Origin of the sequence: Hymenobacter sp. APR13 (assembly GCF_000737515.1) — a bacterium.
Classification (GTDB): domain Bacteria; phylum Bacteroidota; class Bacteroidia; order Cytophagales; family Hymenobacteraceae; genus Hymenobacter.
Genome location: NZ_CP006587.1, coordinates 2148576 through 2160000, shown reverse-complemented (window position 1 = coordinate 2160000; position 11425 = coordinate 2148576). Strand labels below are relative to the sequence as shown.

Here is an 11425-nt window from a genome sequence, read left to right as displayed (position 1 = left end):
CGGAATATCGTAGGGAATGGCCAGGAACTTCTCCACGGTGCGGGTGGAGCCCAGGTAATGACTGGTGATGTCAATCAGGTCCTTGGACTTGAGGCCGCGCTCAGCCATGTCCTGCTCGTTCATGAACAGCACGCGCCGCTCGCCCGTCACGCCCCGGTACCGGTCGTTGTAGTCGTAGATGGTGGTGTTGAACTGGTCGTGGCTGCGCACGGTCATCATCACCAGCTGGCCGGGCTCCAGCTCGCGCTGGTACTTCTGGAACTCGGTGGTGGTGAAGTTGGCCTTGCCGTTCTTGGTGGTGAACTTCCGCTCGCGGGGGCCGTTGGGCAGGTAGAAACCGCCGGGGCGGCGCAGCTTCTCGTTGAAGTTCTCGAAGCCCGGAATCACGCGGCTGATGTGGTCACGGATGACGTCGTAGTTCTCCGTCATGGCCACCCAGTCGGCAATGTTGGTTTTCTCGCCCAAGGTGGCAATGGCCACGCCGGCAATGATAGCCACTTCGCTCATCATCTGGCCTTCGAGTGGCACCAGAATGCCTTTGTTCTGGCTCACCACGCCCATCGAGTTTTCGCAGGAGGTCATCTGGTGGCCGCTGCGCTGCATGTCCACGTCGGCGTGGGTGAAGCAGGGCAGCAACAGGCTGGTTTCGCCAGTCACGAGGTGGCCGCGGTTGAGCTTGGTGCCCACGAAGACGGTGAGCTTCTGCTTGCGCATACCTTCGGCAATGACTTCGGTATCGGGGCCGGCGGCGAGCAGGTTGCCGCCCAGGCTGAAGTACACCTTGGTTTTGCCTTTGTACATGGCCTTGATGGAATCGACTACGTCGAGGCCGTGCTCGTAGGGCGGCTGGAAGTTGAACTCCTTGCCCAGCGCATCCTGGAAAGCCTTGGTCGGCTGCTCCCACACGCCCATCGTCCGGTCGCCCTGCACGTTGGAGTGGCCGCGCACCGGGCAGGTGCCCGCGCCGGGCTTGCCGATGGCGCCCTTCATGAGCTGCAGGTTCACGATTTCCTGAATCGTCTGTACGCCCTGACGCTGCTGCGTCACGCCCATGGCCCAGCAGGTGATGATTTTCTGCTTGGGGGCAATGATGTTGGCCGCTTCCAGCAGCTGGGCCCGCGAAATGCCGCTCAACTCCTCAATATCCTCCCACGGCGTGTTGCGGATGTTCTGCTCGAACGACTCGAAGCCGGTGGTGTACTTGTCGATGAACGGGCGGTCTACTACCTGTCCGGGGTTCAGGTCCTCGGCCTCGAACAGGTGCTTCATGATGCCGCGCAGCAGGGCCATGTCGCCATCCACGCGCACCTGCAGGAACAGGTCGGTGATTTGGGTGCCGTCGCCCAGCAACGCGCCCAGCGCCTTGAAGGGGTTCATGAAATCCTGCGGGTTCTTGAAGTGGTTGAGGCCGGCTTCCAGCAGTGGGTTGATGCTGATGATTTTAGCCCCGTTCTTCTTGGCCTTCTGCAGGGCCGACAGCATGCGCGGGTGGTTGGTGCCCGGGTTCTGGCCGATGATGAGAATCACCTCAGCCTCGTAGATGTCGTTGAGCGTGACGGAGCCTTTGCCCAAGCCCAAAGTGGGGCTCAGGGCCGCGCCGCTGCTTTCGTGGCACATGTTGGAGCAGTCGGGCAGGTTGTTGGTGCCGAACTGCTTGGCGAAGAGCTGGAACAGGAAGGCCGGCTCGTTGGGCACTTTGCCCGAGGTGTAGAACAGGGCCTCGTCGGGCGAGTCCAGCGCGTTCAGCTCCTTGGCAATGATGTTGAAGGCATCGGCCCAGGCAATGGGCGAGTAGTGGTTGTCGCCGGGGCGCTTCACCATGGGGTGCGTGAGGCGGCCGGCGTTGTTCTGGTCGCGGTCCGTCATCTGGGAAAGCTGGGCCAGGCTGTGCTTGGCGAAGAACTCAGGGCCGGCAGCCTTGTCGTCGGCGTCCGAGGCGGTGGCTTTGGCCCCGTTCTCGCAGAACTCCGCTACCGAGCGGTGGTCGTCGGGGTCGGGCCAAGCGCAGCTGGAGCAGTCGAAACCATCCTTCTGATTCATTTTGAGCAGGCCGCGCGTGCCCCGGTCGAGGCCGCCTTCCTTCCAGCTGAACTCCATGCTTTTGAGCACGGCTGTTACGCCGGCCGCTATTTTGGCCGGGGCATCCAGCGTCAGGCCGGTCAGGGCTTCCGGCGGCTGGGCCAGAATGGGGTTGGTGTATTTGGCGTTGGCCACTTCGGCCGGCGTGATGTTGCTTTCGTCGCGCATACTCTGGGGGTCGGGGCGGTAATGGTCGGGAGCCGGAGCCTCGCCCTGGTCGCTCCGTTCGCCGCTTTTAGGGGCATTTTCCGCTTTTTGCTGCTGCTGGTGGCCGGCCTGGGTTGGGTCGGATTTTGGGGAATCTTCCATGCGGAGTGGGATTAACGCGGTGGTACTACTAAAACGGTGCGGGCGACTAATGTTTACAGCCCAGGTCCTTTTCTACCAAGATATGGACTACTTGGTTGTCAGCAACTTCCTGCGTGCCGCGCAGGCTGATGGCTTCCGAGGAAGTCCAGCCGTCGGCCACCGTGGCCGGCACCAGCACCCGCACGCGGCCCGCCTCGTGGCGCACGGCCAGGGCCGGCACCGTTGGGTCGCGTTCGAGGGTATACGTAAGGAAGTCGGCGGCGGTCAGGCCCAGGGGCACTACCGTTTCTAGCCAGCCCTGTTGCCGGAAGGCGGCTACTTCCGGCTCATCCAGGCGCAGGCGCAGCGTATTGTCTTCGAGGCGGAGCTTCATGTGGGGGTGATGGGGTAATGGAGGGATGAGGTGATGAAGGGAAGATAAGGAGATAAGTAGAACGTCATTCCGAGCCTGCGAGGAATCTCGCGTGCTGATGTTGTTAAACAACACCAGCTCCGTAGCCCAGGGTTTAAACCCTGGGCTAGTGAAGCAGCCCGCGTGCTGCTTCGGCTGCGCCTATGTAGGACGGGTACCAACACAACGTCAGCACGCGAGATGCTTCGCTCCGCTCTGCATGACGTTCTATTGCCTACCTGGTAGCCTTCCGCTCGTCACCGGCCTGCTTGATGCGCCAGTCGTGGCAGTAGATGTTGTAGCGGTTCTGGCGCACGAAGCCGCAGAGCGTCATGCCGAAGTCGCGGGCGGCGGAGACGGCCAGGGAGCTGGGGGCCCCCACGGCGGCCAGCACCGGAATGCCGGCTACGGCCGCCTTCTGCACCAGCTCGAACGAGGCCCGGCCGCTGACCAGCAGCACGGCATTGTGCAGCGGCAGCAGCTCTTGGAACAGCGCCGCGCCAATTACTTTATCGAGGGCATTGTGGCGGCCTACGTCTTCGCGCAGCAATAACAGCTCGCCTTCCGGCGAAAACAGGGCCGCCGCGTGCAGGCCGCCGGTCTGCTCGAACAAGTCCTGGGCGGCGCGCTGCCGCTCGGGCAGCTGGTGCAGTACGCCGGCCGGTACATAGGGGCCCGCGGCGGGCAGCACCGGGCAGGCCGCCGCGTGCACCGCCTCGATGCTGGTTTTGCCGCAGACGCCGCAGCTGCTGCTGGTGTAGAAGTGGCGCTCCAGGCGCGGCAGATCGGGGGAGGCGGTGGGGGCCAGCTCGGCGCGCACCACGTTTTCGCGCTCCTCTTCCTTCTCCACGTCGGGGCAGTAGATGACGCCCTGCAAGTCCTGGCGGCTGCGGATAATGCCCTCAGTGAACAGGAAGCCGGCCGCCAGCTCGAAATCGTGGCCGGGCGTGCGCATCGTGATGCTGAGGGTGCGGTGCTGGCGCTGGTCGGCGGGGCCGTAGCCGAGGCGGATTTCCAGCGGTTCCTCGGCGGCCAGCACATCGGAGGCTTCGGTTACGGTTTCGCCCTGCACCTTGTGCACGGTAACGTAGTCGTAACTGGTAGGGGGTAGGAAAACGGGAGCAGACACGGCAGGTAACACGTAAGAGGAAAGGAGCAGGAAGGTCAGGCCGAAGCCGTGGTCTTGTAATTAAGTAACCTTCCGAAGAGGTTGGGAGTTTTGAAGAGCCCGGCGCGACACCGAACCAAGCGTACCGGCCGCTGAGCCCGCGCCTGCACCGCCCGACCCAGAGGCTTACGGCAGAACCGGCCTGGCCGATGCCTGCGGCGGTACTTGTCGGCCATTCGACGGCGGCGGCCCATCTTTACGACTTTCCTATTTCCCTTGCCATGCTCACTTCCGAAGAACGTCAGATTTACCGTCGCCACCTGCAGCTGCCCGAAATCGGGGAGGCGGGCCAGGAGAAGCTGAAGGCGGCCCGCGTGCTGGTGGTGGGCGCCGGTGGCCTGGGCTGCCCTATTCTGCAGTACCTGGCCGCCGCCGGCGTGGGCACGCTCGGCATCGTGGATGCCGACAAAGTGGACCGCAGCAACCTGCAGCGGCAGATTCTGTACGGCCCCGCCGACCTGGGCCAGCCCAAAGCCGCTACCGCCGCCCAGGCCCTGCGCCGCCTCAATCCGCTCATCAATACGGAGGTGTTCAACTGCCGCCTGACGCTGGGCAACGTGCGCGAGCTGGTCGGCAAGTTCGACGTGGTGGTGGACGGCTCCGACAACTTCCCGACCCGCTATCTGCTCAACGATGCCTGCGTGAGCTTCGATAAGCCGCTGATTTCGGGGGCCATCTACAAGTTCGAGGGGCAGGTGTCGGTGTTCAACTACCGGGGCGGCCCCACCTACCGCTGCCTGTTTCCGCAGCCACCCTCGGCCCAAGAAGCGCCTAACTGCGACGCCACCGGCGTGCTGGGCGTGCTGCCCGGCCTGGTGGGTCTGGCCCAGGCCACCGAGGCCCTGAAGGTGGTGCTGGGCATTGGCGAGGTGCTCAGCGGCCGCCTTTGGCTGTTCGATGCCCTCACGTTTCAGACCCGCACCCTCAAGTTTGCCCGTCGCCCCGAGCAGGCCGTCCTCAACCTCGACACCGCCAACACCGCCGACTACGCCGAGTTGTGCGGGGTGGGCGTCACCAGCATTTCGGTGGCGGAGCTGCACGAGCGGTTGGCCTCGGCGCACCCGCCGTTTCTGCTGGATGTGCGCGAGCCCCACGAATTTGCCGCCGGCCACCTGCCCGGCGCCACGCTGCTGCCCCTGAGCACGCTGGAACGTGGCGTGGCTACCCTGCCCAAACACCATCCGGTGGTGGTGTACTGCCGCAGCGGAGCCCGCAGCACCAAGGCCGTAGAGCGCCTCCAAACCGAGTTCGGCCTCACCAACCTGCTGAATCTGGAAGGCGGCATGCTGGCCTGGGAGGATGCAGCAATGGGTGACGAGGTGATGAGGTAATGGAGTGATGAGGTGAAAAGTAAAAGAACGTCATGCTGAGCTTGCCGAAGCATCTCGCGTGCTGATGCTGGATTACTACTCCGGTGTCCGCACGCGAGATGCTTCGGCAAGCTCAGCATGACGTTCTAAATTAGAGGCCGGAACGGTACCAACCAAACAACCTCAGCAACAACAGACGCGAATACGCGTCTTTACACCTTCTGCCAGTTTCTCATGCCGCTTACCGCCCCCGCAGCCACCCGTCCGCGTCTTCGTTTCGACCGCAACGAGCTGGCGGGGGCGTTGGCGGGCCTGGGCACGGATCTGCCGCTGCTTATCGGCGTTATTGCCGCCTCGGACATTGACAGCGCGGGCGTGCTCATCATGTTCGGGGTGATGCAGATTTTCTCGGGCGTGTGGTACGGGATGCCCATGCCGGTGCAGCCGCTCAAGGCTTTTGCTGCGCTGGTCATTGCCCAGAAAATCCCGGGCCGCGTGATTTCGGGGGGCGGGCTGGCCATTGGCGTGAGCATGCTGGCTCTGTCGGTTTCGGGGCTGATTGATGCGGTGGCGCGGCTGGTGCCCAAGCCCGTTATCCGGGGTATTCAGTTCGGGCTGGCGTTGCAGCTGGCCACGCTGGCGCTCAAGGAATACGTGCCCGCCGCCGGCCTGCCGGGCTACGCGCTGGCCACGGCCGCGTTTGTGGTGACGGTGGTGCTGCTGGGAAACCGGCGCTGGCCGGCCGCGCTGGTGGTGCTGGCCCTGGGCGTGGCCTACGGGCTGCTGTTTCAGCTGGATTACGCCACCGCTACCCGCGCCATCGGGCTACATCTGCCCACTTGGCATGTGCCGCAGGCAGCCGATGTGCTGACGGGCGCGGTGCTGCTGGCCCTGCCCCAGATTCCGCTGTCGTTGGGCAACTCGGTGCTGGCGACCCGGCAGGTGGTGGAGGATTACTTCCCGGAGCGCCGCCTCACGGTGCGGCAAATCAGCTTCACCTACGGCCTTATGAACCTCGTGAACCCGTTTCTGGGGGGCTTTCCGGTGTGCCACGGCTCGGGCGGCATGGTGGGGCACTACACGTTTGGCGGGCGCACGGGCGGCTCGGTGGTGCTCTACGGCGCGCTGTTCGTGGTGCTGGGTTTGTTCTTCAGCCAAGGCTTTCAGCAACTGGTGCAGATTTTTCCGCTGCCGGTGCTGGGCGTGCTGCTGCTGTTCGAGGCCCTCACCCTGGCCACCCTGCTGCGCGACATCAGCGACTCGCGGGCCGGCTTATTGCTGGCTTTGCTGGTGGGCTTGCTGTGCAGTGGGCTGCCATATGGCTATCTTGTGGGCCTGGTAGTGGGCACGGCGCTGCACTACGCCATGCAGCGCGGCTGGGTGGGGCTGGGCAAATAACTGCGTATGGAAGAACAAGTACTCTGTCGGATCTGGAAAACAGTGCGCATTGAGGCCGGCCCGCAGCCGTTTCAGGGCTACTGGAGCATGGGCGAGGGCGTCGTGTTCGACTTCAGCTTCCTGAACCAGGCCCCCGAAACTACGTCCGCCGTCACCGGCTGGGTGAAGCAGGCCGGCAAAATCGTGCAGGCTGGCAATGAGTCGGCGCTGCACCTGCTCATCCAAACCCTCACCGAGCAGCACTTGACCCTGGAGCTGCACATGCATTATTCCGGCGAGGCCCGCCACACGCTCACGCTCCATCTGGTGCCTTCCGAGGAAGGCAACCGGCCCTTGGTGTAGTCTTCCGCGCAAGTAAGTTGCGGCTACTGTCGGACAGCGTGTTTGCTACCTTCACGGCAAAGTCAGCCTATCTATGTTGCGGAAACTACTACTATCTGTATGCAGATTGTGCACGTGCGTTTGGGCGTTTCTGCTGGCAGCACCGGCAGCGCAGGCGCAAAAGCCGCTGATTTACCTGCATGTTGCTAAGCCTGCCGGGCCACTGGTATTCAACTCCGTTAAGGAGTTCAAGTCCATTTTAGCTCCTCTGCAGGAGAAGTTGCAAGCCAACGGCTACCGCGTTGTTACGCAGCCGGATACGCTACGGCAGCTATTGACACAATTTCCGGACGTACGGTTTCTGTACGCGGATGTGTTGTGCGACCAGACAGCGGCCTCCGAAGGCGGATTGATCTTTGCCGTCCGTGATACCCTGAATAAGCCCTGGTATGTAATCCGTGAAAGACCCCGCGCGCTGAAGGAGACGCAGAAGGCCTACGTGAGTGCGGCGCAAGAGGTGGCAGAGAAGATGCCCGCCACGTTCACGCCCCGGTTTGGCCACGATGCCCCCGCCACCCAAGGGCCGCAGTTCATGACGTATGACGCGTTTTATTTCCCCAGCTACCTATACCCCGTGCTGAGGGCTGCTTCGGTTCGGCAGCAGTTAAAGCAGGGCGGCGTCTTGGAATTAACAATCCACATTGATGAAATGGGATTTGCGACCCTGAAATCAGTGGACGGTCCACTCACGCTGGATGCTGCTGCTCGCCAGCTGCTGGAAGCGGCTCTCCGAGACACGCCGCCCTGGGGCCCGGCTCTGGTCAACGGCCGGCGCACTGCCGTTGACTTTCACACAAAAATCGGGCGTGGCAATACGCCAAACCCAGCAGCGGAAGAGTAGTATCGGTCTCCGTTCTGTTATAGTCCGGCCAGCACCCGCCGGATGGCCCGCTGATACTCCGGATTGTCCGTCAGACCGTTGTGGCCCGCGCCGGGCAGGGTGATGAACTGGTCCTGGGGCTTGAGCTGCTGCCGGAGCCGGGCCGTGGATACCGGGCTGATGACCTCATCCCGGTCGCCGTGAAAGATGACGATGGGCGCCGTGACGCGGGGCAGCACCTCATCGGTAGCCAGCGGATAGCGCACAATGAAAGGCGGCACCCACGGGTAATGCTGGCGCGCCATGGCCCGCATGCTGGCGTAGGGGGCCTGCAGCACCAGCAGGCGCGGGTGGTGCCGGGCGGCCAGCCACGCCGCCGGCCCCGTGCCCAGCGAGTAGCCCAGCAGTACCGTGCGGCCTTCCGGAAATTCAGTAGTTATCTGCTGATACGCTGTATCCACATCGGCGAGCAGCTGCGTCTGGCTGCTGATGCGGCCCCCGCTTTTACCGTAGCCCCGGTAGTCGAGCAGGAACACGCTGTAGCCCAGCCGGGTATAGGTGGCCGCCACCTCGCCCCAGCTATCCAGCGCCCCACCGTTGCCGTGCAGGTAGAAAATGAGGCCTTTGGAAGCTGAATCGGCCGGGAACAGCAGGCCGTGCAGGCGGGTGCCGTCGGCCGTCGGAATCCACCGTTCCTCAAACCGGTCGCTGAACCGGAAACGGTAATCGGCGGGCAGCTTGGCCGGAAAGAACAGCAGCCGCTCCTGCTGAAAATACAGCAGCACGCACACCGCCACGTACAGCGCCGCTCCCAGGCCCAGTATCCAGAGTAATATCTTCATCGTGAATTAAGGATACGAGCAATAAATGAAATATACCCTGCGAGTAGTCTGCGCGAAGCGCATTCGCTTGGTGTATCCACGCCGCCCCTTATTCTCGTCAAACCAACTCCTGCAAATAGGGCCACGCAAAATAGAGCGTCGCTCCCTGCAGCAGCGTTAGCAGCAGCGTGATGCTCCAGAAGGCGGCTTTGCGGTTTTTGTGGTGCAGCAGCAGGATGGCTGCCCACGCGCCAGGTGCCGCGGCCGGCAGCGTGGCGAAGTGTAGCGTTTTTTCCGGGATGCGCCGCTGGCCGCGCTGGGCTTTCCGTTTGTCGAGGGCGAAAAGCAGGAAGCACAGCAGATTGAAGAACAGCAGGCAGATCAGGAGTACAGTCATGGTGCGGGAGATGCTGCCACTGAAACGTGCAGCAGTGGGGCCGCAAGTTATGCGTCAGCAACTCCGCTCACCCCCCAATCGTGCTCATCGACTCAAAGCTAAGCTGGTGCAGGGGGCGCTGGCGCTCGGCCTCGAAGCCGTTGGCGGCGCGGTTGCGGAAGGCAGATTTGAGGGCGTCGGCAATCTGCTCATCCGAGGAGCCGCCGCGCAGCAACGCCCGGATATCAAGCACGCCCTGGTCGTAGAGGCAGGTTTTGAGGCCGCCCTCGGCCGTGAGGCGGATGCGGTTGCAGGTGCCGCAGAAGGTGCGCGAGTAAGCCGCAATGATGCCCAGGCGGCCCTGGTGGCCGGCTACAGTGTAGTGCGAGGCCGTATCGCCGGAGCGGGCCGCCACGGGTGTCAACTCGCCCAGGTTCAGGGCCAGGTGCTCGCGGATGCGGTTGTGGTTCCAGGGCAGCGTGGCGGGCGTGGCCGCGTGGCTGTGGCCGTTGAAGGGCATTTCCTCGATGAAGCGCACGTCTACGGGCAGGTCGCGGGTCAGTTCGGCCAGCGGCAGCAGGTCCTGGGTGTTCTGCCCGTCCATCACCACGGCGTTGATTTTCACCCGGATGCCGGCCGCCAGTAGGGCGTACAGCGTGTCGAGCACGCGGGGCAGCTCGTCGCGGCGGGTGATGCTTGCGAACCGGGCCCGGTCGAGGGTGTCGAGGCTCAGGTTCACGGCTTTCAGACCCATGCGGGCCAATTCGGGCACGTGGGGGGCGGTGAGCACGCCGTTGGTGGTCATGGTCAACTCCTCAATGCCGGGAATCTGGCTGAGGCGGTCCATGAACGGCACCAAGCCGCGGCGCACGAACGGCTCCCCGCCCGTCAGACGTACTTTGCGCACACCCAGGCCGGCCATGATGGCGACCAGCCGCTCCATTTCCTCGTAGCTCAGCAGCTCCTGCTTGGGCAGGTACTTGATGCCTTCCTCGGGCATGCAGTAGAAGCAGCGCAGGTTGCACCGGTCCGTGACGGCCAGCCGCAGGTATTCCAGCGGGCGGCCATGATTATCAAACAGAACGGAGGGTACGGCAGCAGACATACTCGGCAGGGAAAAAGCAACACGGCGCACCGGCACCGCAAAACAAACAACGTAAATCTGCCTTTTCCGTTCGGGAAAAAGCATCGGCGGCCTTCAGGGCTGCCCAGGTTTCGCCGGTTTGCGGCGAACTTACCGCCCGCCCCGGCTCCGGGGCTCACGCAGTATTACGTAATAACCGATGAATCTGAAAATCGCTTTGTTCGGCATTGCCCGCGAAATAGTGGGGCAGCCGGTACTGGAAGTTTCCGCGCCGGAAGGCCAGTCGGCTCAGGGCCTGCTGACGGACCTGCACGCCCGCTACCCTGAACTGGCCCGCCTCACTAGCCTGGCCGTAGCCGTCAACAACGAGTACGCCGCCGCCGATACGCTGCTGCAGGAACGCGACGAAATAGCCCTGATTCCGCCGGTAAGCGGCGGGTAGAGACGCAATATTTTGCGTCTCTACGTTGCTGATGTTGTTTAAACGGCAATGCTTGGCTAAGTCTGGCAGGGCCTCAACCGTTCAACGACGAGACGCAAAATGTTGCGTCTCTACACTATTCAGAGTGTCCCAGATATCAGCACGCGAGATGCTTCGCTGCGCTCTGCATGACGTGCTGTTTACCTAATCCCCATTTTCCTCATCACCCCATCGCCTTCCCTTGATTCACATCGACCTCACCGACCAGCCCATCGACGTTTCGGCCGCCCTGCGCAGCGTGGAAGCCGATGGGGCGGGCGCCATCAACACGTTTATCGGCACGGTGCGCAACAAGAGCACCGGCCGGCCCGTGGTGCGCCTCGAATACGAAGCCTACGACAGCATGGCCCTTCACCAGCTCCGTAAAGTAGCCGAGCAGGCCGCCGAGCAGTGGCCGATGGTGGAGAAAATAACCGTGGTGCACCGCAAAGGCACCCTCTACATCGGCGACGTGGCCGTGGTGGTAGCCGTATCCACCCCCCACCGCGCCGAGAGCTTCACCGCCTGCCAGTACATCATCGACACCCTGAAACAGGTGGTCACCATCTGGAAAAAGGAGTTCTACGAGGACGGCGACGTGTGGGTAGCCGCGCACCCGTAGCCTCACCCCCCGGCCCCCTCTCCTGTAGAGAGGAGGAGCCTGACGATTCTGCGCAGCGCTTTCGGCTGTTGCCTTAAGCACTGCTACCGCCAAAAAAAGCGCCGCTACCTATGTTAGTGGCGCATTTTTATTTCCTATTAAGATCAGTAAGCCGTTGCGAAGGCGCTAGCCGACGTGGCGGCGTTGGAATCGTCAGACTCCCCCTC

General features: G+C 63.0%; 12 protein-coding genes (1 of these 12 running past the window's edge). 6 read left to right on the top strand and 6 right to left on the bottom strand.

Going from position 1 to position 11425, the window contains the following annotated elements; all coding sequences use genetic code 11:
* The 3 genes from N008_RS09065 to fdhD form a co-directional block, all read right to left on the bottom strand.
* On the bottom strand, nt 1–2388 hold the 5' portion of the coding sequence (locus N008_RS09065; protein ID WP_044015444.1) for an FdhF/YdeP family oxidoreductase. 174 nt of this gene lie to the left of the window's left edge; the window shows 2388 of its 2562 coding nt (coding positions 1–2388); the start codon lies at nt 2386–2388; the stop codon falls past the left edge of the window.
* 46 nt (nt 2389–2434) lie between these two features.
* On the bottom strand, nt 2435–2761 hold the full coding sequence (locus N008_RS09060) for a DUF7009 family protein (protein ID WP_044015441.1): 327 nt from the start codon (nt 2759–2761) through the stop codon (nt 2435–2437).
* 253 nt (nt 2762–3014) lie between these two features.
* A complete protein-coding gene (fdhD, locus tag N008_RS09055; RefSeq protein ID WP_081910693.1) occupies nt 3015–3908 on the bottom strand; it encodes a formate dehydrogenase accessory sulfurtransferase FdhD in 894 nt (297 codons plus the stop codon).
* A 260-nt stretch (nt 3909–4168) separates the two neighbouring features.
* On the opposite strand from fdhD, the gene moeB reads away from it, so the two are divergent.
* From moeB to N008_RS09035, 4 genes are all read left to right on the top strand, one after another.
* Nucleotides 4169–5278 (top strand): molybdopterin-synthase adenylyltransferase MoeB, encoded by a 1110-nt coding sequence (gene moeB / locus N008_RS09050; protein ID WP_044015437.1) that lies wholly within the window; start codon nt 4169–4171, stop codon nt 5276–5278.
* A gap of 213 nt (nt 5279–5491) precedes the next feature.
* A complete protein-coding gene (locus tag N008_RS09045) occupies nt 5492–6655 on the top strand; it encodes a putative sulfate/molybdate transporter (RefSeq protein ID WP_044015435.1) in 1164 nt (387 codons plus the stop codon).
* A gap of 6 nt (nt 6656–6661) precedes the next feature.
* Nucleotides 6662–6997, top strand: coding sequence for a hypothetical protein (locus N008_RS09040; RefSeq protein ID WP_156109145.1), 336 nt, complete (start codon nt 6662–6664; stop codon nt 6995–6997).
* Nucleotides 6998–7070: 73 nt separating this feature from the next.
* The gene (locus tag N008_RS09035; protein WP_044015430.1) at nt 7071–7877 is read left to right on the top strand and encodes a hypothetical protein; all 807 of its coding nucleotides are present in this window, start codon (nt 7071–7073) and stop codon (nt 7875–7877) included.
* Nucleotides 7878–7894: 17 nt separating this feature from the next.
* On the opposite strand, the gene N008_RS09030 is transcribed toward N008_RS09035, so the two are convergent.
* From N008_RS09030 to moaA, 3 genes are all read right to left on the bottom strand, one after another.
* Nucleotides 7895–8698 carry an alpha/beta hydrolase gene (locus N008_RS09030; protein WP_044015429.1) on the bottom strand — a complete coding sequence of 268 codons (804 nt, stop codon included), beginning with the start codon at nt 8696–8698 and terminating at the stop codon, nt 7895–7897.
* A gap of 97 nt (nt 8699–8795) precedes the next feature.
* Nucleotides 8796–9074 carry a DUF1294 domain-containing protein gene (locus tag N008_RS09025; RefSeq protein WP_044015427.1) on the bottom strand — a complete coding sequence of 93 codons (279 nt, stop codon included), beginning with the start codon at nt 9072–9074 and terminating at the stop codon, nt 8796–8798.
* 67 nt (nt 9075–9141) lie between these two features.
* A complete protein-coding gene (moaA, locus tag N008_RS09020; protein WP_044015426.1) occupies nt 9142–10158 on the bottom strand; it encodes a GTP 3',8-cyclase MoaA in 1017 nt (338 codons plus the stop codon).
* Between the two features lie 178 nt (nt 10159–10336).
* Between moaA and N008_RS09015 the strand changes: the two genes are divergently transcribed.
* Together N008_RS09015 and N008_RS09010 are read left to right on the top strand one after the other, a co-directional pair.
* The gene (locus N008_RS09015) at nt 10337–10579 is read left to right on the top strand and encodes a MoaD/ThiS family protein (RefSeq protein ID WP_044015423.1); all 243 of its coding nucleotides are present in this window, start codon (nt 10337–10339) and stop codon (nt 10577–10579) included.
* Between the two features lie 220 nt (nt 10580–10799).
* Nucleotides 10800–11219, top strand: a complete 420-nt coding sequence (locus tag N008_RS09010) for a molybdenum cofactor biosynthesis protein MoaE (RefSeq protein ID WP_044015422.1) — start codon at nt 10800–10802, stop codon at nt 11217–11219.
* The last annotated feature ends 206 nt before the right edge of the window (nt 11220–11425 follow it).